General features: G+C 44.4%; 24 protein-coding genes. 10 read left to right on the top strand and 14 right to left on the bottom strand.

The window, feature by feature from the left end; all coding sequences use genetic code 11:
- Positions 1–26: 26 nt before the first annotated feature.
- The gene (locus tag ABWV76_RS06625) at positions 27–1,328 is read left to right on the top strand and encodes an amidohydrolase (RefSeq protein WP_282952306.1); all 1,302 of its coding nucleotides are present in this window, start codon (positions 27–29) and stop codon (positions 1,326–1,328) included.
- A 44-nt stretch (positions 1,329–1,372) separates the two neighbouring features.
- On the opposite strand, the gene ABWV76_RS06620 is transcribed toward ABWV76_RS06625, so the two are convergent.
- Positions 1,373–2,848 (bottom strand): DEAD/DEAH box helicase, encoded by a 1,476-nt coding sequence (locus ABWV76_RS06620; RefSeq protein WP_353375571.1) that lies wholly within the window; start codon positions 2,846–2,848, stop codon positions 1,373–1,375.
- Positions 2,849–3,295: 447 nt separating this feature from the next.
- Here ABWV76_RS06620 and ABWV76_RS06615 point away from each other — a divergent pair, with 447 nt between their 5' ends.
- The 3 genes from ABWV76_RS06615 (at position 3,296) to ABWV76_RS06605 (ending at position 5,068) form a co-directional block, all read left to right on the top strand.
- Positions 3,296–3,898, top strand: a complete 603-nt coding sequence (locus tag ABWV76_RS06615) for a GNAT family N-acetyltransferase (RefSeq protein WP_353375570.1) — start codon at positions 3,296–3,298, stop codon at positions 3,896–3,898.
- 566 nt (positions 3,899–4,464) lie between these two features.
- Positions 4,465–4,626 carry a hypothetical protein gene (locus ABWV76_RS06610; RefSeq protein WP_169337131.1) on the top strand — a complete coding sequence of 54 codons (162 nt, stop codon included), beginning with the start codon at positions 4,465–4,467 and terminating at the stop codon, positions 4,624–4,626.
- Positions 4,574–5,068: a serine aminopeptidase domain-containing protein gene (locus ABWV76_RS06605; RefSeq protein ID WP_353375726.1), complete on the top strand. Its 495-nt coding sequence runs from the start codon at positions 4,574–4,576 to the stop codon at positions 5,066–5,068. The genes ABWV76_RS06610 and ABWV76_RS06605 overlap by 53 nt, the downstream gene beginning before the upstream one ends.
- 120 nt (positions 5,069–5,188) lie before the next feature.
- Here the strand turns inward: ABWV76_RS06605 and ABWV76_RS06600 are convergent, their stop codons facing one another.
- Complete coding sequence (locus tag ABWV76_RS06600; protein WP_020414354.1) at positions 5,189–6,247, bottom strand: hypothetical protein; 1,059 nt, start codon at positions 6,245–6,247, stop codon at positions 5,189–5,191.
- 425 nt (positions 6,248–6,672) lie between these two features.
- Between ABWV76_RS06600 and ABWV76_RS06595 the strand changes: the two genes are divergently transcribed.
- Entirely contained in the window at positions 6,673–8,184 is a 1,512-nt protein-coding gene (locus tag ABWV76_RS06595; RefSeq protein ID WP_353375569.1) for a CoA-acylating methylmalonate-semialdehyde dehydrogenase, read from the top strand.
- A 42-nt stretch (positions 8,185–8,226) separates the two neighbouring features.
- Positions 8,227–9,117 (top strand): 3-hydroxyisobutyrate dehydrogenase, encoded by an 891-nt coding sequence (mmsB, locus tag ABWV76_RS06590; protein ID WP_282952301.1) that lies wholly within the window; start codon positions 8,227–8,229, stop codon positions 9,115–9,117.
- Positions 9,118–9,249: 132 nt separating this feature from the next.
- Here the strand turns inward: mmsB and ABWV76_RS06585 are convergent, their stop codons facing one another.
- A complete protein-coding gene (locus ABWV76_RS06585) occupies positions 9,250–9,972 on the bottom strand; it encodes an SDR family oxidoreductase (protein WP_020414351.1) in 723 nt (240 codons plus the stop codon).
- A gap of 121 nt (positions 9,973–10,093) precedes the next feature.
- Here ABWV76_RS06585 and ABWV76_RS06580 point away from each other — a divergent pair, with 121 nt between their 5' ends.
- The gene (locus tag ABWV76_RS06580; RefSeq protein ID WP_020414350.1) at positions 10,094–11,008 is read left to right on the top strand and encodes a LysR family transcriptional regulator; all 915 of its coding nucleotides are present in this window, start codon (positions 10,094–10,096) and stop codon (positions 11,006–11,008) included.
- Positions 11,009–11,077: 69 nt separating this feature from the next.
- Here ABWV76_RS06580 and ABWV76_RS06575 read toward each other — a convergent pair whose 3' ends face one another.
- Positions 11,078–11,350, bottom strand: a complete 273-nt coding sequence (locus ABWV76_RS06575) for a hypothetical protein (RefSeq protein ID WP_282952299.1) — start codon at positions 11,348–11,350, stop codon at positions 11,078–11,080.
- Positions 11,351–12,364: 1,014 nt separating this feature from the next.
- On the opposite strand from ABWV76_RS06575, the gene ABWV76_RS06570 reads away from it, so the two are divergent.
- A complete protein-coding gene (locus ABWV76_RS06570) occupies positions 12,365–12,559 on the top strand; it encodes a histidine kinase (protein WP_353375568.1) in 195 nt (64 codons plus the stop codon).
- A gap of 352 nt (positions 12,560–12,911) precedes the next feature.
- Positions 12,912–13,163, top strand: coding sequence for a LytR/AlgR family response regulator transcription factor (locus ABWV76_RS06565; protein WP_353375725.1), 252 nt, complete (start codon positions 12,912–12,914; stop codon positions 13,161–13,163).
- A 791-nt stretch (positions 13,164–13,954) separates the two neighbouring features.
- Here the strand turns inward: ABWV76_RS06565 and ABWV76_RS06560 are convergent.
- On the bottom strand, positions 13,955–14,275 hold the full coding sequence (locus ABWV76_RS06560; RefSeq protein WP_353375567.1) for a hypothetical protein: 321 nt from the start codon (positions 14,273–14,275) through the stop codon (positions 13,955–13,957).
- A 325-nt stretch (positions 14,276–14,600) separates the two neighbouring features.
- Positions 14,601–15,083, bottom strand: coding sequence for a hypothetical protein (locus tag ABWV76_RS06555; RefSeq protein WP_282952297.1), 483 nt, complete (start codon positions 15,081–15,083; stop codon positions 14,601–14,603).
- A gap of 659 nt (positions 15,084–15,742) precedes the next feature.
- On the opposite strand from ABWV76_RS06555, the gene ABWV76_RS06550 reads away from it, so the two are divergent.
- Entirely contained in the window at positions 15,743–16,210 is a 468-nt protein-coding gene (locus ABWV76_RS06550) for a hypothetical protein (RefSeq protein ID WP_353375566.1), read from the top strand.
- A gap of 190 nt (positions 16,211–16,400) precedes the next feature.
- On the opposite strand, the gene ABWV76_RS06545 is transcribed toward ABWV76_RS06550, so the two are convergent.
- From ABWV76_RS06545 to ABWV76_RS06510, 8 genes are all read right to left on the bottom strand, one after another.
- Complete coding sequence (locus ABWV76_RS06545; RefSeq protein ID WP_282952295.1) at positions 16,401–17,369, bottom strand: contractile injection system protein, VgrG/Pvc8 family; 969 nt, start codon at positions 17,367–17,369, stop codon at positions 16,401–16,403.
- Between the two features lie 10 nt (positions 17,370–17,379).
- Positions 17,380–17,589, bottom strand: coding sequence for a tail protein X (locus tag ABWV76_RS06540; RefSeq protein WP_020414343.1), 210 nt, complete (start codon positions 17,587–17,589; stop codon positions 17,380–17,382).
- Positions 17,579–18,019 (bottom strand): phage tail protein, encoded by a 441-nt coding sequence (locus tag ABWV76_RS06535; RefSeq protein ID WP_020414342.1) that lies wholly within the window; start codon positions 18,017–18,019, stop codon positions 17,579–17,581. The genes ABWV76_RS06540 and ABWV76_RS06535 overlap by 11 nt, the downstream gene beginning before the upstream one ends.
- The gene (locus ABWV76_RS06530; protein ID WP_353375565.1) at positions 18,016–19,731 is read right to left on the bottom strand and encodes a phage tail tape measure protein; all 1,716 of its coding nucleotides are present in this window, start codon (positions 19,729–19,731) and stop codon (positions 18,016–18,018) included. Before ABWV76_RS06530 ends, ABWV76_RS06535 begins: the two co-directional genes overlap by 4 nt.
- A gap of 173 nt (positions 19,732–19,904) precedes the next feature.
- Positions 19,905–20,177 (bottom strand): phage tail assembly protein, encoded by a 273-nt coding sequence (locus ABWV76_RS06525; RefSeq protein ID WP_282952293.1) that lies wholly within the window; start codon positions 20,175–20,177, stop codon positions 19,905–19,907.
- Positions 20,178–20,277: 100 nt separating this feature from the next.
- Positions 20,278–20,787 (bottom strand): phage major tail tube protein, encoded by a 510-nt coding sequence (locus ABWV76_RS06520; protein WP_020414339.1) that lies wholly within the window; start codon positions 20,785–20,787, stop codon positions 20,278–20,280.
- Positions 20,788–20,820: 33 nt separating this feature from the next.
- A complete protein-coding gene (locus ABWV76_RS06515; protein ID WP_020414338.1) occupies positions 20,821–22,329 on the bottom strand; it encodes a phage tail sheath subtilisin-like domain-containing protein in 1,509 nt (502 codons plus the stop codon).
- A 39-nt stretch (positions 22,330–22,368) separates the two neighbouring features.
- A complete protein-coding gene (locus tag ABWV76_RS06510; RefSeq protein ID WP_020414337.1) occupies positions 22,369–22,995 on the bottom strand; it encodes a hypothetical protein in 627 nt (208 codons plus the stop codon).
- Between the last annotated feature and the right edge of the window lie 7 nt (positions 22,996–23,002).

Genomic DNA, 23,002 nt, shown 5'->3' with positions numbered 1-23,002 from the left:
CATAACGATAACCAAGGAAATATGCTGTGAAGAGATTACTCCTGCCCTTGGCCATCGGCGCCTCGCTGCTGGTCACTCAGATATCTGCTGCCGACACCAAACCCCAGCAGTTGCTGGAAAATACCGAATCCAAGGTTATTGAGTGGCGTCGCCACCTGCACCAGAATCCAGAGTTGGGTAACCGCGAGTTTGAAACAGCTAAATATATAGAAAAACATCTCCGTTCATTAGGGCTGGAGGTAGAAACTGGCATTGCCCATACCGGGCTTGTTGGGTTTCTGAAAGGTGCCAAACCAGGGCCGACAGTAGCGCTACGCGCCGATATGGACGCTCTACCGGTAACTGAAAGGACCGATGTTCCTTTTGCATCCAAGGTGAGAACCACTTACCAGGGCAAAGATGTAGGCGTAATGCACGCCTGCGGCCACGATACCCATGTCGCCATGTTGATGGGCGCCGCTGAAGTACTTGCCGGCCTACGTGAAGAACTCGCCGGCAATGTACTCTTTATTTTCCAGCCTGCCGAAGAGGGGGCGCCAGATGGTGAAGAAGGCGGAGCCGAGCTGATGCTCAAAGAGGGAATTTTCAAGAAATACAAGCCAGATGTTGCTTTTGGCCAGCACGTTACCTCCTCACTTCCTGCTGGCGTAGTCGGTTACCGCTCAGGCCCCTTGATGGCCGCCGCTGATGAATTCCGCATCACTATTAATGGCCACCAGACTCATGGCTCCCGCCCCTGGGGCGGAGTAGACCCTATTGTTGCAGCCGCGCAGGTAGTTATGGGTACCCAGGCAATTGTCAGCCGTCAGATAGATATCACTAAGGAACCAGCAGTTATCTCTTACGGACGCATTGATGGCGGTGTGCGCAATAATATTATTCCGGATAGTGTTTATCTGAATGGCACCATCCGAAATTTTGATATGGATAATCGTGCGGAAATTTTCAAGCGCTTGAAAACAACAGCTGAATTAATTGCTGAGAGTTCTGGCGCTAGCGCAGATGTAGAAATTTTGGAAGGATACCCTGTAACTATCAACAATGCGGAATTAACTGAAATGGCTCTCCCCATTTTGAGATCCGTAGCGGGTGACAAGCGGGTGATAGAGATACCTAAAGTTACTGGTGCGGAAGACTTTTCCTACTTCGCCAATGAAGTGCCCGGTTTTTACTATTTCTTAGGAGTAACCCCACAAGGGCAAGATCCCAGCAAAGCCCCCAGTAACCACTCACCTCTATTCTATGTGGATGAAAGCGCTATGCGTAAAGGGACTGAAGCTCTAACCTTACTAACCTTGGACTACATGGCCAATTATAAACGACGGTAATGGAAAGCGAGCCTCCATTGAGGCTCGCTTACACTATTTTTATTTTACGCGCTTTCCGAGCGCCCCCTTGCTGGACGGCGGCGTGGTGCACGTTGGAGCCCTTGTGAATCGGAACGGTCTGTTCCTTCAACTCTATCTCGCCCCTTGCCATTATTTCTTGAGCGAGCCCCAGCATTCCCACCATTATCGTTATTACTGCGAGAACGGCTTTTCCCCCGCCCCTCATTATTACCGCGGCTGTTTGCGCGATTACCTGAACGACTGTCCTTGCTGCTTCGGCTACCACGGCTGTCGTTATTGCCGCGAGCGCTCTCTCTGCGTTTTTCCCCACCAGAATGGGAGGGCTGGACTCCTCTGCGCTTAGGGGTGCCTGAGGCCGGCAGCTGATGATCTGGCTCGAAATCCTCAATTTCCTCACGAGGGATCGGTTTACCAATCAAGCGCTCGATATCGCGTAATTGCTTGATTTCATCGGCGCTCACAAGAGACAAGGCTTGCCCCTGAGCCCCCGCACGCCCTGTGCGACCAATACGGTGGACATAATCCTCGGGGACACTCGGCAGATCAAAATTCACTACCTGAGGTAATTGATCGATATCAATTCCGCGGGCCGCGATATCCGTTGCAACTAGGATCTGCACCTTGCCAGCTTTAAAGTCCGCCAGGGCCCGGGTTCTGGCATTTTGGCTCTTATTACCGTGAATAGCAGCTGCCAGAATGCCATCTCCTTCCAGCTGCTTCACAAGTCTATTGGCACCGTGCTTGGTACGACTAAATACCAGTGCCTGATGCCAGCTATTCTCCCGAATCAGGTGACTAAGCAGTTTTGTTTTTCTAGCTTTATCCACAGGGTGCAGCTTTTGGCGTACCGTTTTTGTGGTGGAGTTACGAGGGCTGACATCAATCTCCAGCGGGTCCTCCACCAATCCTTTGGCAAGCTGGCGAATTTCTGGGGAGAAGGTTGCAGAGAACAGCAGATTCTGGCGTTTGGTCGGCAGAATCTTCAACACTCGCTTAATATCATGGATAAAGCCCATATCCAGCATACGGTCTGCTTCATCCAATACCAGAGCCTCTAGCCGATCGAAACGGATTGCCCCCTGGTTGTGCAGATCCAACAGGCGCCCGGGGGTCGCCACCAGAATGTCGGCACCGCCGCGCAAGCGGGATATCTGGGGATTTATCTTAACACCACCAAATACTACCGCATGACGCATTGGCAGGTACTGGCTATAGCTCTGCACATTATCGAACACCTGAGCGGCCAGCTCGCGGGTTGGGGTAAGTACCAGCGCACGCACATGCCCCTTACGGGCACGTTCACCGGCACTGAGCCGGTGCAATAGTGGCAAAGTAAAACCGGCTGTTTTACCTGTACCCGTCTGGGCCGCCGCCATAATATCACTGCCCCTCATTACTGCAGGGATAGCCTGCGCCTGAATGGGCGTAGGCGTACTGTATCCCTGCTCTGCAACTGCACGGGCAATATCCTGGGCAAGCCCCAGATCTTCAAACAACATAAAAACCTCAAACTGCGCTCCAGGCGCAAGCAAACACATTCGCACCACAAGGGTGCAAATTTAAAAATCGGAGTGGGCATACAGAGCTTGTTGGTGCTCAATGCATACAGCCGTCTATTCACCGGTCGTCCGGCGCGCGGCATTCAGTAGAAAGTTCCGGGAAGAATTTAAGAAATGTTCCTGGGAGGGCACCGGTGAAATACCGGCCTACAAATGACGCAGCTGAGAAATCACAGCGCGGGCACTATAACATAAATGTACTGACTGTATAGTTCTATCTGTTAACACCCAGGCTTCATAGCCTTATACATAGGGGTTGTTAGGAAAACGCCCAGCGCGACCGTAATATAGTTTTGCGTTCGCAACGCGAGCGTCTATCTTTTTGATATCCACCCCCGTTGCGAACTAGAAACAAAGCTGCCAAGCGCAGTTGGGATTTTTATTGATATGTCATTTAACAACAGAGTTACCCCGGAACGAAAAATAGAATTAATCACTCTCGGCAACGGGCGCAGGGTATCAATCCGCCCCATTTGCCGCAGTGACGGGCAGCTGGAGAAAGAGCTCATTGAGGACCTCTCCCCCCAAACCCGACGCGATCGCTTTATTGGGGGCAGCTGTAAAGCGAGTCAGCAACTGATTGAACTGCTCACCGACAACGACCATCAGGTTCATGAAGCTTTTATTGCCCTTTGCAGCAGCGACCACGCACAGAGAGCGGTTGCCACCGCGCACTATGCAGTAGATCCAGACGGACGAGCCTGTGAGTGTGCCGTAGTGGTTAGTGATGATTGGCAGGGCCTTGGCCTTGGTAGACTGATGTTAAAACGCCTAATTCACTGCGCCCAAGAACAAGGCTTAGAGCGTATTTACTCTATTGAATCTGCCGAAAACAAACGCGTTCATTCTTTCGCAAGGTCAATGGGCTTTGTTTGCCAGGCCGACGCTCGAGATTACACCTTACTGACTTATACTCTAAATCTACAGCCGGCAGCGCAAACCATCGAATTTGAGCAGAAGTCAGAAGATAACCGAATTAATCTAAACTGAAATACCATCGATTAGGGGCTGCCTGGTATAGCTTGGCAGCCCTTCATCAACCTATTACCTTGGCCGAATCTCCAAAAACACAACGCACTGACTAGCCGGTCAGCGATATATTCTTTCCAGTACTCGAAATCCAAGCATTAACAGCTACACATTAAACAATCAGCCTTTAAGCCGATAAAAAATCAAACAACGATTAAAAAAAGTAAATGAAGCTGAAAAAAAACTATTTCTATTTTCGTACTATGTTTCTGCATATCATCCTGCTCTTCAAGTATCCCCTCGTATATTAATAACTCAAAAAGCTTCCCACACAATCGCTTAGTTACTCAAGAACAGATTCAGCTATGGGGATTCAATAAGAGTAAATACTGCCAGGGAGAAACAATCTTTGTGTTAACTATTTTCATGCAACTGCTTAAACCAATAAGAAAATTAATTATTCTATTGAAGTTGAATCCTACAAGTCTGAAAGTACAGTTAATCTCGAACTTAACCGAAATGCTTTGGAAAGTTCTTTTTCAGGTACTGTAATGCTTCTACATGGATTTCGCGCTTCAAAGGAGTTCATGCTTAGCTCAGCGCTCTATTTTCACTTTCTTGGGTTTGATGTAGTAATCCCAGACCTTCTGAGTCATGGAGAATCAGGTGGCAAAAAAGCCTTTGGAGTGGGCGACAGTGAGATCGTCAACGCTTTGGTCGATAACCTTATCCAAAACAAGTATTATTAAGAAAGATAATCTCTATTTGCTAGGCCATTCAATGGGAGCCCTAACCGCTGCACGAATCTCTGCCTCTCGCCAAGATATCAGCGGTCTAATTCTTCAGGCTCCCATGGTGAAATTTGATCAAGCAGTAGTAAACTATGCTAGAGCCGCTCACCCTTTGGCTAGCGGCCTTATTCCAGAAAATAACTTCCGCGAAGGAGCTACTCGCGCACTGGAAAAAGCCAATATTTATCACGACAACACAAGAATAAAAGCACTCCTAATTTCCTCCAGTACTCCAACGCTTCTATTCCTCTCACCATCAGACCCTATTGCCCCCTATAGCGAATTCAAGGACTTAACAGATAGTAATATAAATTTGGTATTACTTAGGGAGAGAAATCATCCCAGCATGGGAGTGATCGAAAAAAATGAGTATGAGCTACTTGTTAATTGGCTAAAGTAATATGGTTAGGATTGCATGCTTAATATATTTTTATTTCATCATAATTTCAGCATTCAGTGATACTATTTGTATCACTGAATGTCAAATAAAAACTAAAAGTAGGTAAAATCAACTCAACAGCTATTCAAAAAAATCATCACATGCTAGTGGACCACTAAACTCCAGCAAGGCTTGCGGCATTGTGACTGTCTCAACAAGATCTCCTTTTTTATAAAGCGAGAAATTTACGTTAGCCTGCATAGATTTCATATATCTCTGCTCCCCACCAAAAATAATTACAGAAGGAAATTCAAGAGGATAGAAACTATTGATATCAGCCTTAGCTTCCACAACAAGCTTATATCTTATCTTATTGAGTTCAATTCTCATAAATCCAGAACATGAGTCTATCACCCTTTTAACAGATAAATTATTAAACGCAGGATAGAATATCAAATCGTGCTCATCAGAAATATACCGACCGGCCCACATTTCAAAGTCAGAATTACCAAGCTTGGCTCCAGTAAACATATAGTAAAGTTTATCAGATAGCCCCATACTGTATGCCATCCCCGCACTGGACTCTTTGTCATACCAACCTTTGTCCAGCTGGGCATACCCTACTCCCATCAGTGATTGTGTACCATCGTGAAAGCTATACTGTATAGGAGTCCCTACCGTGTATAGAAACCATCGCCCCCCTACTCCTGGAATCTCAGGAATAATACCAAATGGTGTTTGCCCCGGATTCAAACCATGCCAATAATGATGGTGTTCACCATTCCATCGCATACTGAAATTAAAATTTTCATGGTTCACCCAAATAGCTTCATCATCAGCCACAAGGACTCCGGGCACTTCATAATAAAACTTACCGGGATCATCCGGGTGAGTTAAAATCACCTCATCCAAAAACAAATCATATTTTACAGATTCTCCATTTATTGGCGTAAAAGCCAGATGAATATAGGCTTTTGGAATGGGGTCAGAAAAATTTGGAGCAATATATGTCTGAAAGCTGACCTTGAAGTAGCCTACATCAGGAACCGCAATATTGTAGAACCACTGTTCGGCCCAGGTCTTATCTGAGGTTGGGTTATGAGCCTTTACGTCATCTAGAGTTGTTGCGTACCCTTTTATATGTGAAAAAATCAATACTGAAGCAAATAAAAAATATCTTAATTTAATAAAGCAGCGCATAGCATTCTTCCCATGAGAAATACTGTAGACCAGCAATATAACTGACTATCCTTTACAAAAAATGTAAATAGTAATAAATGTCAGATTGAAAAGCCCACCGAGCTAGAAACAGCTAAGCCGGTTTTTTGGCGAACAGGAGCATAACAGTCTTTATCAACCAGATAGGATACCCACCAACATTAGACTGCATAAAATGAGAGAGAGCCCACAATTAAAATCAAAATATCTTTTATATTGAATGCCATTACATAATTTAAACAATAATTAGTGGAATAAAGGGATACCGGCTCAACCAAAAAACCTAGAATCACTAAAACTGGTTAATTTTAGGTTCTATTTAAATAATATGTGGCGGATAATTTCTCTTTTATTTTTGAATCACATCTAAAATAAGAAAATCCAATTCCCAGCCTGACTCTCTTAAAATGGATAGATCTATTCCTCCCAAACTCCCAATCTACATAAATGGTACATGGGTAAGCTCTAACAGCAAAAAATGGCTAGATGTCACCAACCCCGCCTCAGGGGATACACTCTGCCATGCACCATATACAACTTCAAAAGAGCTACAAAATGCAGTAATTTCTGCCACCGAGGCATTTAACGACTGGAAAGATACACCGGTTTCCATACGAGCTCGGATAATGTTGAAATATCAAGCTTTATTGAAGGAAAACCAGGAATCACTAGCTGAAATACTGAGTGAGGAGACTGGTAAAACCTTTGAAGATGCCAAGGGCGATGTTTGGCGTGGTATTGAAGTGGTCGAACACGCAGCGAATATTGCCAGCCTGATGATGGGCGAGACCGTTGAAAATGTCGCCACTGGTATAGATTGCTATTCCTACCTCCAGCCAATAGGTGTTTGTGCCGGAATAACTCCGTTCAACTTTCCTGCAATGATTCCCCTCTGGATGTTTCCCATGGCAATAGCTTGTGGCAATACTTTTATCCTCAAGCCATCAGAGCAAGACCCGATTACTCCCTGTAAGCTCGCAGAACTCTTTGAGGAGGCCGGTGCGCCGAAAGGAGTTTTACAGGTAGTACATGGAGGTAGTGAGCAGGTAGATTTCCTACTGAAAGATCCAGGCATCAAGGCAATATCCTTCGTTGGATCAGTACCCGTAGGTCGTCATATTTATCAGACAGGTACTCAGCACTTAAAGAGAGTCCAGGCATTTGCAGGAGCTAAAAACCATATGGTTGTTATGCCTGATGCTAACAAGAGGGCTGCAATCAATAATATCGTCGGCTCCTCTGTTGGTGCGGCAGGTCAGCGATGCATGGCAATTTCAATCGTGGTGCTAGTAGGTGAAGCACAGCAATGGATACCTGAAATCCGTGAAGCCATGGCCAAAGTTAAACCGGGCCATTGGACAAATCCAGACTCTGACTTTGGCCCACTGATTTCTCCAACAGCCAAGAAACGGGTATTGGGGTATATTGCGAAAGGAAAGGCAGAAGGCGCAGACTGCCTGCTGGATGGTTCCAATATATCAGTCGAAGGTTACCCCAATGGGAATTGGGTAGGGCCAACCCTGTTTGCTAATGTCTCTCCAGAGATGTCCATTTACACTGACGAAATATTTGGGCCGGTCTTATGTCTCGTCAATGCGGATTCACTGGAAGATGCTATCCATCTGGTCAATTCTTGCCCCTATGGTAACGGTACTTCAATTTTTACTTCCAGTGGTGCCGCCGCTCGCAAATATCAGCATGAAATTTTAGTGGGGCAGGTAGGAATAAACGTTCCCATTCCTGTCCCCCTACCTTTCTTTAGCTTCACTGGCTGGCGAGCCTCATTTTACGGGGATCAACATGCCTATGGAAAGCAGGCCGTGCGCTTCTATACGGAAACGAAGACGGTAACTGCGCGGTGGTTCGACTCCGATATCGAACATGCGGAGCATACCAATATGACTATACAGCTCAAATAAATTTAAAAGTGCATTAAACTACGTTCAGTTAAGGAGATCATCGTGGCCACATCAGTCGCCTTTTTTGGATTGGGGCATATGGGAGCTCCAATGGCATCTAACCTGGTAAAAGCTGGATTTCAGGTCAAAGGGTATGATCCCGTTACAGAGCTCCTCGATAACGCAGAAAAGCAAGGTATAGAAAAGTGTGTATCTCCACATCAAGCAGTTGTGGGTGTAGATTTTATTGTGAGTATGCTACCTAATGATAGTGCCGTCGAATCACTCTATCTTGATGAAGAGAAATTACTGGAGCAAATTACCGAAAATACATTGGTAATCGATTGCTCAACTATTTCGACAAAGAGCTCCAAGAGACTTCTTGCTTCTGCTCAAGATAAAAAGTTACATGCTATTGAAGCTCCTGTATCTGGTGGTGTCGCCGGTGCAGCAGCAGGTACGCTTAGTTTTATGTGCGGTGGAAACCATAGCGATGTCGAGCGAGCAAGGGAAATTCTTCAGCATATGGGGGCCAATATCTTCCATGCTGGTCCCGCAGGCGCAGGACAAACCGCAAAAATCTGCAATAACATGCTACTGGCCATTCATATGATTGGTACAGCCGAGGCCTTGCAACTCGGGGTAGATAATGGCCTCGACCCCATTGTACTCAGCGAGATAATGTCGAATAGCTCTGGGGCCAACTGGTCACTGCAAAAATATAACCCCTATCCCGGTGTAATGTCTGATACCCCCGCAAGTAAGGATTACACCGGTGGATTTATGGTGAAGCTGATGTGTAAAGATTTGGGACTTGCGCAGCAGGCTGCAAATAACAGCCAAAGTTATACTCCACTTGGTTCCCTGGCCCGTAATCTTTACGGGCTACATGATCTTGCAGGCAATCATGAGCTGGATTTTTCCAGTATACAGCGAATGTTCCAGAAGACTTGATAACTACCTGAAATCTGCTGGAATTAAGTACGAATGCGTTTCCTCAGGAAAAAATAATCTATTTAGAAAACTAGACCTAACTGTTGTAGGCCCCTATAAAAGAGAGGCCTAAATTATACTTGGGATTAACTATTAGCGCTCTTGTCCTGTAGGTGCTATCTGGATTTCTCTGATAGTTACTTGTTGAGGCTGTGAATACATAAATAGTGCTGCGCGTGCTATATCATCTGCATTTATTGCGCCACCAATAGAATCCTTCCACTTTAGATAGTCGTCAATAATTGCCTGTGAAGTGGTATGGCTTACAAGATCAGTTTCCACTGCACCTGGACTTATTGTCATCACACGTACGCCACTGGATGCGACCTCTTCTCGTACCGTCTCACCAATGGCCGTAACCGCATATTTGGTCCCACAATAAGCAGCGTGGTTAATAAAGGTTTTCACTCCTGCCAGTGAACTGATATTGATAATACTGCCACGCTTTCTGTTTTTCATGCCGCCAAGTACTGCCTGCATACCATTTAGAGTTCCAAGCACATTCACATCAAACATCTGCCTCCATTCAGTAGGGTCTTGGGTTTCCACATTACCTAAAAGCATCATACCGGCATTGTTAATCAAACAATCAACAGGGCCAAATTGATGTTCAGCTTCTCTAATTGCTGCTTCAAGGTCCTCTCGATCGGTGATATCTACCTTCTTACACAAGGTATTAGGTAGATTAAGGGATTCCATCTTCTCCAAACGGCGCGCCAACAGTAGAAGGGGATATCCAGCATCTGACATATGCCGAGCGATGGTGGCGCCGATGCCTGAGCTGGCTCCAGTAATCACAATAAGTGGTTTGGTCATAACAATCTCTCTTTTCTTTTCCATAGCCGGTCTATCTTTCGGCACTCATTTGATGGACCAAGTATAGGATTTACGACTATGATGATTATCCTCACCAATCTGAAAACATTGTTTGGTTTTAATGAACAAACTATCCTGGCGAGCCATCAGGGCCTTTTTATCTGTAGCAGAATATGGGAGCTTTACTGCCGCCGCCGAGCACCGTGGGTTTTCCAAGGCCAATCTGAGCCAGCAAGTATCTGAGTTGGAAGCTGCTCTCGGGGTCCAACTCCTTTACCGCACCACCCGCAAGTTGCGGCTGACGGAAATCGGTGAGGGCTATTACCAGCGTTGTAAACTGGCAATGCAGCAGCTGGATACTGCCGCGGAGTGGGCATCTCAGAGCAAAGCAGGGATTAAAGGCAGTATTCGGATAAATGCTGTTGGCGGGGTGATTGGTGAAGAGCTTATTGCGCCACTCGTGATAGATTTCCAGCGTAAATATCCCGAAGTGCGGGTTCACTTAGACTTTTCCAGCGTACGTGTAGACCTGGTTGAAGAGCAATACGACCTGGTCATCCGTATGGGTACGCTGCCGGACTCATCGCTGATAGTGCGCAAGCTGCATAATATTAAAACCCGGTATGTCGCGAGCCCCGACTTTTTAAGTACCCACGGGCCTATAACCAAACCTTCTGACCTTTCCCTGGTGCCTCTGGTTTATGGCAGTGTTGACCAATGGGTCATGACACGAGGTAAAGCCCAACAGGTTGTTCAAGCTAATCAAGGAATTAAACTCGTCAGCGGCCGGGCTATGCATCTCGCATCATTGGCTGGCCTGGGAGTGACTCGCTTGGCAGATGTTTATGTGCAAGCAGATATTGCCGGGAACAGGCTTGTAGAAATCTTACCTGGCTGGTCAGAGTCCACGATATTGTCTATGGTGTGCCCACCCCTGAAGCACCAGCTAATAAGAGTTCGCAGTCTTATGGAATGGCTAAAAGAGCGCTTCCCTAACGCATATCAACTCTTACTGGAAAATGGTCCGGCTGGTTAACTCCGCACCTGCTTATTTTTCTTCTTGTTTTCAAAAAAAATTCTATTAACAATTTGTCTCGGAAAATATTTATTCCTCTGATTTATCAGCTCGCTTAATCGCCTCTAACTCTTCCAAAGTTAACGACTTATAACCACGTAAATAAGGCCATCCAAACCCCCACCGAAAAGGTGTAGGCAAAAAGGGTGTCCCACCGATACGGACTCCCACCAACATTAGTAGCGCAACTTCGTCCTCACCAGTACCAACAACACAAGCTTTTAATTTTTCATCCGCCAGCTTGCGCTCTTCATAGGTACCGCCTTTCCAGTAAGCGTAGTCATGAGCCAGGCAACAGCTCATCCATAGTTCTCCATGCTCAACAGTCCCATCAGGAAAAACACTACAACCATCTGTTTGAAAAGGTTCTATTTCCAAAGCCCATAATGTAGATGAATAAAACAATACGATTATTAATAGGTACTTCATAATACTTTAATTTGATCAGCAGCAGACACAACCTACCCAACTAACTCCAGAATAGGATGAACTATATTTTATAACATCCTCCTCCAGTTAGGGGGTTTACCATAGAAATAAATGGGAGCTTCTAAGATTTTCCTGCGATCAATTCTTCCAACCAGTTGGCTACAAGTACCGGTTAGATAAATAAAGTTTCAATCAATTCTCATTGGGCTCGAGCCTTGCCCACAAGAGTTTCAAAAAAAATCCAAAGAGCTTGCTGGTGGAGCTGGATAACTATGCTGTTCACCCAATTCACCTAAGGCAGCAAGAATAAGTGTGTCACCAATGACCTGGCGCACTCGAGCAAAAATCAAAGTAGCACGAGAATACCTGCCATGTGAGGACTCAGCGCTGACCAGGCTAAGATTTGGCTTATGGCTATGGACTTCGGCGCTCTGATATCGCTATCGCTCATAGGAGATCAGCCCTTCCATAGCAACTCTTCCCTGATAACGTTCCAGCATCAACAGCTCTATATACTTAGCTATGGATTCCACCAAGAAGGCTCTATCTCATTTAATCCCATTTCAAACCAATGGCCAAATCATTAGCCAAACCGTTAGCCAAACCATTGGTATGCAGTTTTATGAACTGCACGGCGATAGGCCTGACTGCTATCTTACCCTTTATTTGGCACCCTTATCTTACAACTACCCCTGAATATTCCTACATTAAGTTTATTACCATCAGAAAATCATAAACCTTTCGACACACTAAATTTGCTTGTGGTCTTGATTTTCTGGTTAGTCACCACTCCTTTAATTTTGGCCTTCGAGCGAGAACACAATACTCGGAAGCTCGCTGAACTGACAAATGAACAGACCCAGACTGAGCTAAGAATGTTACAACAACATGTTAATCCCTACTTTTTTTAATACACTAAACAGTCTATATGCATTACGCTTAATGCAGTCGAATCAAGCGGCACCGATGCTGCTGATATTATCTGACCTTCTACGCCATTTGGTGTATCAGGGTCAAACAGCTGAAGTAGTACTAAAAGATAAACCTGCCTATTTACAAAATTATTTTGAACTAAAAAATTAGGAGTAGAATTTCTCTACAGGATTGGAATAGATATAAATTACCAGAGGAATCAAAAAAAATTTCGCCTCTACTACTGATTATACTAGTAAAAAATACCTTTAAACATAGTGCTGAAATCAGCCACGATAAATGCTTTGATCACATCCTTTTATATGTGCAAAGTAACAAATTAATGTTTGAATCTATTAATCGCGCACCTGATCAATCTATCAATAAGAGCACCGTGGGTATTGGTCTGGAAAATATTAAACATCGTTTACAATTAAGACAACCAAAAAGTTTTACCCTACAAAGGGTAGTTGCAGGAACAGCATTGGCATGCTCAACTAACAATACAATTATGAAAACCTGAATTATAAATGATGAACCATTAGCTCATGATATCCATATACACCAAAGCCATATACATGTTGATCTTGAAATAGCAGAGCAGTGTTATAGGGCTGCTGAAGGACTTTCTTTTCTAGCTGACCAGGAATTTGATCTGATACCATTGGATATTCACATGCCTGTTTTATCCGGCCTGAAAATGATTAACATACTGGCTAACCGCCCTCAGGTTGCTCTTTGCACTGCTTATCAGGAATACGCACTTAAAGGTTAAGAATCAGATGTAACCGACTATCCGTTGAAATCAATCAGTAATGAACGTTTTCCCCAAGCCATGGATAAAGTCAGACGTCATTTTGGAGAGTCAACACCGCCAGTAAACCTAGAACATATAAATTGTATCGTAGAAAGAGTAGAACAAAAAATCCTAAATATTAAATTATAAAAACACTTTATTTTGAAGCTTACGAAAACCATGTAAAAATCTGGCTTGGGGATAATATTTGCTTACCGCATCTACCAAAAAAATTTAATCAGAACTCTACCTTATGGGCACTTTATTTAAATACATAAATTAATTTTACCTATTAATAAAAATTTTTTAGCCTAAACAAAAAAATGTCATATCGGCCAAAAAAAGCAGTAAAATTTGGTAAAAAACTTCAGCAAAATACTATAGATTAATGGTCATGCTAAGTTCATTCATGACTGCTCCACAATAAGAAAATTAATATAGACAAACCTCAATATGCCATCCGGCCTATTAGAACAATAGTATAATTATAAAAATTATTGCAATATATTCATAAACCATCATTTTTTCTAAAAAATGAAAATTTGAATTTCACATAAAGCTCTTTTAATTACAATTAAAAATTTGTCCGATAATCTTAAGTCATCTTTCTTTTCAAGTTGCCTCTATCATTACACACAAATAAATTTCTGCAGATATCTTATTCCGAGCAGCCTTAGCAAATCTATAAACTTCTTCACTTATAACTAGCATCTCAGCAAGAGACTTCACATCTACTTATCTTCATACTATAAGTAAATACATATAAATATTTAATCTTCCTTGGGAAGCGGTACTGCGGTATCTAATATCGTTACCCCATTCAAGCTATAGCCATTTATATCTGGGTAATCTACTTGCATTCTTTTAACGAATTCACTAACCAAGAAGTCTAGCCCAACGTCTGAGATAGGTCCACGAACACGACCAAAATTACTGCAATGTAGAGTCCAAGCTTTCTCTGCCTCTCCCCCACTAACAGTATAATTAATTAAAAGTAGCTTTGGACCAAAACGATTCCACAACATACCACCTAAATTAACAATCTGTAATAAGACAATAATTATCATTATGCCTAATACTGTAGCATCCATTTAAAACTCCTACATATAACTTTTCAGTAGATTAGATTTACTCTTCAGTTGAAGGCCTTTTCCAATGAATAAATTTACTTTTAGCCTCTGTAATTATGGCTACTCGTTTTCGTTTCTGACGCGCATCTTTACGTCGTAGGCTGTCACACGATTTGCATCGACTATCGCGACCACTACTATTTTTGGAGTTTAAATAGTAGTTCTCTGGAGTTTGCCAGTAACGACATATGCAACACTGTAGACGGCCTTGACTATCTATCTTCCGGCGAGGGCGTCCTACTGTAGGGTGTTTAATCATATTAGGAGACTACCTATGAATTTATACTTATTCTGCATGCCAGGTTTTAATCCGTGGGGTGCGAGGTTGGCGCTGCTCAAACGCTGTCTTTTTAAAGTTTGCTGCGTTAGCCTTTCCGAACAACATGCCAACTAACATCCAGCGTCCAGTATTGAGATACTCCACATATTGACGACGACTCATTTGAATAGACTTGGCTCTTGCAACTTGAGTTTCAAGGCCCGGCTTGCCAGCATGTAACTCTAACTCTACGACTTGACGAGCTTCAGATAGAAGCTGCCCTAACGTCATTAGACAGCGATCTACTTCTTCTGCTCGAGGGCATTGATAGCCATTATGCGGAGAAGTTGATCGTATTATTTCACCACCACTAGACATAAGTGCAGCAATTATATTTCCGCCTCCTGATAACCCTTGGGGAAGGCCGTCATACCCTGCGGAGCTCCATTGCAACCACTCCTCTAAGCGTTGCTCTAAAGCTTTTTTTAGTTTGTTATCTAATTGCGCCATAAATTTATAGTCCCAATCCTGTGAACAAAGGCGATCTATAATTTTTAGAATGTCACTCTGATGTAAGTAACTCTTAATAAATTATTTCAAGTTTCAGTGATATCATTTTTTCATTGTCAGCGTGGATAGTTTTTTTATTTAGCCGGTATGACCTTTTTTCCTTTATTTAATGATCGAGAATTTTCTTAATACGACAGTTGCGCTTTAGTTCTTTGTATTTGTTGTTATTTCAACTATAAATATCTCCCTACTAACAATTAAGCCAGGAGGAGTTTTGTCAAAGTACAGAGGCCAACAGCTGACCACCCCACATGTTCACTTAAAGTGAACATGTGGAGCAATGTACATTTTAAACGTACTTTTATCAACATTTATTTCTAGATTTTTTGTGTAACGTTCATCTCGAGTGGGCTTACCCCTCACAAAAAGGGTAATTTTTTGCTAGATGGAGCTGTAGACTGAGTTATCAACTTCTCGTACAAAAGTACATGCTCTATAGTTGCTTAGTGAGTTCTACCGATTAGAATGTGCCTGCGCCTTAAAGGAAACGACGTTCGTTCCCCGCTGAAAGGTTCATTTATAATGGACTTATGATAGTGGTTCACCAACAGACAAAATGAAGCATGAAAACAGTGAAAACTGGTAAGAAGAGTGAAACTTTGAAAGATCCCAAAGGCCGGGGAGCTAGTGAACGTTTACATAAGCTCCTCACTCAAAAAGGTTACCCCGTAGGGCGTGGTCGATTGTCTAGCTTCTGCAAGGAGTTCGGTATTGGCAAGACTACAGCTGCAGCTTGGCTTAACAATGATGTATTGCCTAGAGACCGAATTGAGCAGCAACGCATCGCCAATGCGCTGGGAAGTAGTGTTGGCTATTGGGCGACGGGTGAGGGCGAAACAGAATTACGACAAATTGACTTTCTGCTAGTTGGTAAGTGCGTCAATGCTATCGTGGTCTATTTACGCGATGAGTGTGATCTGGATCCGGATACTTTACCAGACGTGGTACTGGCTGATGCATACGGTAGCTTGTATCGTTACGCCCAGGAGAACAACGGCGAAATTTCCTCAGAGTTAGTCGCCAGGGTTTCTGTTCAGGTACTTGCGAAACTGGCTCAAAAAAGTTAAACATCAACCTCAGAAAACTACTATTACACATACTTAACTAATAAGTGATCACCTATTATCGAGAGAGGTGTATTAGCCGATTTTGAAGTTATCCCACTTATAAAGCAGAGAATACTTACCGTGAATGAAAACTATTTCTCTGACCGTAAAGCTTATAACATAACTCTGATACTTACGAATTTTCAGCAAGCTATGGCTGTAGCGCCGCTTGAACTTGCGTTGTGTAACGCTGGTTTTTCCCAATACTGTGGGTAGCCTGATCCACAGTCCATATACCATCAATTTGCTGGTGGAAGTTACTTAAGCGCAGAGGGGTTTTGGCTCTAAGATTGGGATTTCCATCCAGGGTAAATGACAGCTTTCCGCTCTGGCGGTTTAGATTACGTAGACGAGCAGCTGCTGCAGTTTCCGCATCAGTTGGTCCAGATCTCAGTTGTGGTAACCGATCTACCGCCCCACTGCGATCGCCGATTAATACCAATTGCTCTGTAGCGGTAAGCGGGTCATGCCAGCGAGCTTCAACACCACTATAGAGATTACGATCGGGTAGGGTAAATCGCCAGTTCTCGCATGTATCTGAGTTAATTTGCATCTCAAGTAACTTCTTACCACTGGCACTTTTGGCTTCATCTACTGGAACAAAAATCAGACGATCCTCTACCAGCTTGGCTATAGCCTGCATTTCCAGTGCAAGACGAGTAAGTAAGTTCATATCACTTTCGTTGGTTTGATCTAGATGCTGGAACTTGTGCTTTGCTAGGGATTCAGCCACAACTGGAGTTAAACGGTTATCTTTACAGACTTCTGTGATTAGCTCCTTTAAAGTGAGATTATCCCAACTACGTGATTTATGCGTCTTTAATTTATCACGAAAGTTGCTACCACGGGCAGTTATAGTCATCTGACGCAGCGGCCCACTTAATTCAATCTCATCTACAACAAACCTTGGTAACATTTGTAAGTCATTGCCATAACCTAGCTGAGCGGAAATTAAAACACCCTTTCGCGGTATAGCTAGGCGACCTTCCGTATCATCCAAAATGACACTAAACGTATCAGAAGTTTGGCCTGCCTTATCCACCCATGTGAAGCCTAGAGCTCTTTGGTTGAGTTCACTTCCCTCAATACCATCCACCTCTATTACAAAACGCGGCTGCATAGAAAAACCTCTAATCCCATAAGTTAATCATTGGACTTTTTACCTTCGCATCGCTCAATTCTGGCAGAATTATACGCACGCCCTCTGGCAACACTGAAGGCAAAAGGGCTAACTTAGGATTTGCTTCTAGCACTTCCGGTACGGCGGACTCTCGGCCATAGTAACTTTTGCAAACTTGGTCCAGGACATCCCCAGCTCTTGTACGGTAATCAGTGACCATACTTTGCTCCGTAATACGTCAAAGAAATAGAAAACTCCACACAGCGAGCCACTCCATCTGCCAATGGATCTTTGTCGGTGCGCTCTATACTGGTAATTGCCCAAAACCCCATTACTTCACCCATTCCGGATACAAGCTGTAAAGGCTCTCCTTGAGCAGCAGTATCTGCCATTTCTTGAAGTTGATTAGGCTTACCAAACTCTAAAGGATAGATTGTCCCACTCAGAGTAATGTCACGTGTTCCCTGCCCAGTAAATTGAGGCTGTGGATACCCCCGAGGACGGTTACTATTCTGCCAGTTGAATTTCCATGCCTGGCGCAACTGATCGTAACCAGCGGTCTGTAGAGCAAATGGAAAGTCTCCTAATTTCAGCATAGTTTCTGATGGAACGTCTCCTAATTTCAGCAAAGTTTCTAATATATTCATCATGTCGCCGCTCCATTCATTATACCCAGGTCAAACATTACACTGCGTTGCTGAGCTTCTTGGCTTCGTTGACGTTTATCCAGTTCTTCACCTACTTTGCGTCCTATGGACTCTTCATCTAACCCTGCTGAAGGGTAAATATTGATTGGAGAGTTAATACTGTTTTGCACCATGATATTGCTGCCACCTCGAGGTCGTACATCTGCTTGCGTGTCTATTGTCGTTGGCTGATTTTCAGGATTCTCTTCTTTACCAAACAGCTTTCCACTCAACCAGGAGGCTCCACGAAATAGCAAACCTAAAGGACTTTTACCCAATATTTTGAAGGCAAAGTCTTTGATCTTGGTTAGGGATTTACGTGCACCTTCAGGTAGCTTATCCCATAAACTACCCAAAGTTTTATCGCGAATCTCTTTAAGCCAATCTCCAAACTTACCAACCGCTGCAACAACTTTGTCCCAGTGCACCCAGAGTAAGGCTACGGCAGCAACGATACCTGCAATAATAATCCCAGGGAGTGATAACAAGCTAATAAAAGGCAATATCGCAACAGTCATTATTCCAGTTAGCACAGCACCAATAGACTTAGCTATTCCGCCAAATTCACTAAATTTACTGACTAAAGAGCCAACGCCTTTAACCACTTCGATTAAACCTAGAGCAAAATCACGGATAAACTCTTTAGCTTCTGGCTTTTGTAGCCACTGCGTAAAATCCTTGAACATACTCATAAGTGTTGGCATCAGCTCAGTAGCAAGAAGGTTTTTAAAGCCAGTAAGCGTAGTGGTCAATTTTAGCCAGCTAGTGTTAAAATCCGCTGCAAGCTGAAGTTGTTTACGGTCTAAAACATTACCTGTCGCGTTAGCTTCCTGGTGCATCTGCTCAAGCCCACTACTCCCACCGCCTAACATGTTGACCATGTCGATACCTTGAGAACCAAAAAGTTTATCCGCTATAGATATACGCTTACTTTGACTTTCAATGGTCACCATAGCGTCCGCTATAACTTTCAATTGTTCTTCAGGTTTCATCTGGGCCAGGTTCTGTGCATCCAAACCCAGATCTTTAAGTGCAGACGATGCCTTCACATCACCCTTCGCAGCCGCAGTAATACCTTTGATCATATTCTGGGCGCTCATATCAAAGGTTTTGGCAGTTATGCCTGAGCGCTCTGCGGCAAAACGATACTGCTGCAATCCCTCTACAGTGAACCCAAGCTTGTTAGCGGTATCAATCGCTTGATTACCTGAGTCAGCCGTACTTTTTACAAAATTGAAAAGCCCTAAAGCTGCGGTGGTTGCACCTGCTCCTATGCCTTTTAAGTGAGAGATGGATTTTTTAGCTATGCCAGGTAGACGCCCGAGGGATTTAAGGCCTGCCGAGCGTCTTTCTAAGCGCTCTAATTTTCGATCCACATTAGCAACACTGATACCATATTTTTGAGCCGCTGTGGCTGCTCTCCAAAGCTCCTTACGTTTACGCTCAACAACCTGACGAGCTCTCTCCCCTTTAATACTACTGGCCTCGTAACGCCTTTCCAGTTTGGAAAGACCATCTCGTTGCTTTTTTAAACCCTCGGCCGCAGCCATTGCTTCATCGGTCTCGTTAATAGACTTACTAAAGCGTTGCAACATTGTCTGGCCTTGTGTAACAGCACTTTTAAATCCAGACGTTAAGGTGCCATCTAGGCTCACTAATAGGGAAAACTTGCTCATGGATACGGATCCAAAGGGGGTAAATTAGATAGATTGCCTCGGTACAGCTTCATCTTTAGGCAGATGATCAACCCAACTACTCAGTTCCTCACAACTCATATTTGAGAGTTCTGTGAGACTCCAGCCAGTCCAGCTAGCCAGAGTTATTAATAGTCTTCGGATAGCAGAGGCGCTTAGGATAAAAAACCTTCATAGGTCTCATCTAGTTTTTTGAAGTCTGCAGCATCCATATCTTCAATGACTGCGGGGGAGACTTCACAGAGATTGGCATAGGTTTCAGTCGCCAGCTCACCATCTCCCACCGGCTGGCGTTTGCGTTCTGATTCTTTTTGTTTACGCTCAATAGCTAGCAAGTCACGCACCTTGGGACGCCGCATTTGCAATTCGGAATAGATAATACCTTGATATTCAACTGGAAAATCCAGCTTAATTGCGTTCTCGGACATATTTTCCTCAAAAAAAGCCCACAAGCATTAAGAACTTGTGGGCAAGTCAATTTAGAGAGTGATAAAAAAAAAGGGAATTGAAAACTCTTAAGAGCCTGGGTTATCGGCCAATAGCAGCGCGAAGCTCTGCCGTCTGGTCAACACCATCAACAACACGCTTGCCATTTAGCACGTCAATTTCAACGACTTGACGGCCATCAATGCTCACAGAGTAATAACGCAGTTCCGCACTGTATTTCTGTTTGTTCATCTCACCGGGCTTATGAGAACCTGCTTCATAAGTACGCACCAGCCCTCGCATCTTAATAACCACCGGTACCACCGAGCCATCGGCTTCACTTTGAGCTGCCGCGCGTAGGGTTAAGGGTGTACCAGCTTGTCCTGCTTGACCCCACTGGGCCAATGTTTCGGCATGGTAGCCTGCCAGGGTCCAACTAGCTTCCAGTTTCTCGACCCTGCCCATATCTATCCCAATAGCGGCCCCTAAACCGCCCCCGTTATAGTCTTCAGTAACGACTTTGAGGCTAGGTGCTTCAAACTCCTCCACCAAACCGGCATACCCCTTACCATCAGCAAAGAGCTCCATATCTTTAAAAATAAAACCTTGCATTTGTTTCCCCGCTCAGTCGAAAATAATATTAAATTAAGCTACCAGATCGGTTAGGTAGCGATTAGTGCTAGCAACTTGGAAGCGGATACTCTCTGCGATACCAACAGGGGTATATTCTACGTTGAAGTACACTCGTCCAGCGGCCAATTCACTTGTACTATTAAGCTCTGGATCTGGGGTACAAGTGCCTCCATGAATTGCTCCAAGCAGAGTCAAGCGACGTAAGAAGTTATTAACACTTTCTGCGACATCTTCAAAAAAGGTTCGATTTAAATTACGATCTACTGCCCAAGCAACACCTTCTTGAATACTGTCATCAATTGCATCGGCGATACGTACATGCGTTTCAAATGCCCACTTGGGATCTGCAGAACAAGTACGGTTTCCCCAAAGACGAAAACCACCTTGGCGAATTACTGTTGTAATCTCATGTTGATTCAGTAGATTAGCGCGGCTATTAGGGTCACCTTGAATGAAATCTACAGGGCGACTGCTACCAACAATTCCTGAAATTTCCTGATTGGAGATGGATGCCCAAAAACCTTCTTCGCTATCTCGCTTAGCACGGATACCTGCAGCAATCGCCGACAGAGGGACTCGTTTATTATCTCCACTGGTCTTATCAAATTTGAGCACGGACGGATCAAAAATCTGTAGACGCTTACTGCCGAAGTTAGTTCGAAATGCTTTTGCGGCAGCATCATCGGTGTCAGGGGCATCAATATATGCAACGCCTTTAACTCGATCAGCGACGACGTTCATTTCACTCGCGACTGCCGAATCAGACGAAAAGCCTGGGGCAATCACAATACGGGGGCGCTCCCCCACGGCACTTTCCGCACCACGTAATGAATGTAAGCCAGTGTACTGGCCAGCACTTTCGCCCCCAATAACGTTTGCACGAGTGGAGGAATCATCAGGGCCTTCTGCTACCCTTACTACTACAACTAAAGCGCCGGCCTGATCTAAAATGGCATCAAGAGCATCAGGTAAACTGCCTTTAGCAGTACCCAATGTATCCAAGGCTGATGCTTGCAGTTCAGAACCCGCAATCAATACGGGTTTGTTGAGAGGGAAAGGTTCATCGGTACCGCCAGACATCCGGAGTGCTGGCTGCGGCGAAAGAACACCACTACCATCACTATCACCGTTTACCACAGAAAATAGTGCTGAAGCCTCCGCATTTGCTGCTAATGCCGTGCGAACATTATCAGCTGTGCTAATAAGCTTGCTACTTGAATCTGTGGCGAGTGATACCGTTACTGATTTACCATTAATGTTAATGGAGAGAACAGCATCTGCGGTATTTGGATTGACAAACTCAATACTGATGACATTGCCCGTATTACCAGGGCTTGCTGCCGTAAAAACAAGCTCTGTATTTGCTTCAGTAGTGCCAATAGTCAGAGAGGCATTGGTTGCTGCCGCAGCATTTGGGGCCGTCCCCACAATACCAATACAACCCAGTTTGACTAGGTTGATATCGCGTGCGCCGGCGTCACTATGGGTTACCCCTACGCCGTGTAAAATGTTGGTGCTCATAGAATAGCTCCTGCTTTTAGTGATCAGTTAGTAGAGACATCAGCTGATAGCCAGTGCCGCCAGTTCATCAATAGTTTGTTGTGCTTGGGCCCCATAGTCTGAGCCCTCCGCAAGCTCCAAAATCTGAGCCTTACCACGTAGGCGGAGATCGCGGATTTGGTCGAGTGCCTCGAGCCAGACACTATGTTGGAATTTAATTTCTGCCACTGCTTCTACAGCAGTTTGTCCAGAAGTATCCATTTGTACCTGTACAGCTAGAGGGGTGGGGCCAGGAAATCCATCAACCTCATAAGCTATTGCTACTTCATAAGCTCGGCGACGTTCTTCATGCATAAATTCACCGGGCCCTAGGAGTTGAGCACGTACTTGGCCGGCAAAGTGATCGATGCTGATTAAAGCATCAGCACGTCTCTGTTCCTCACTACGGGTATCAACCTGCAGTTCTGCCCATAGAGTGGCATGGTCAGCAATTACCTGCTGAAAATCATCGAGAGTTAAAATTACATCATTAGGGCGAATGGGGTCTTGCCATTCAATCTCTCCCTCTACGCCATCGAACTGTACTGCGTGCACTGCATCGAGAATATCGTAGTCAGCCAAGTCCATTTCCACAGTGTTACCATCCACTGTAACTAAGCTCTCGGTAGCCATAATCGTCAGTTGCATTATCTTT

The sequence above is a fragment of the Microbulbifer sp. NBRC 101763 genome (assembly GCF_040371615.1).
GTDB classification, from domain to species: domain Bacteria; phylum Pseudomonadota; class Gammaproteobacteria; order Pseudomonadales; family Cellvibrionaceae; genus Microbulbifer; species Microbulbifer variabilis.
Note: the sequence above shows the minus strand (reverse complement) of the source record. Positions and strands in the feature narration are given on the sequence as shown.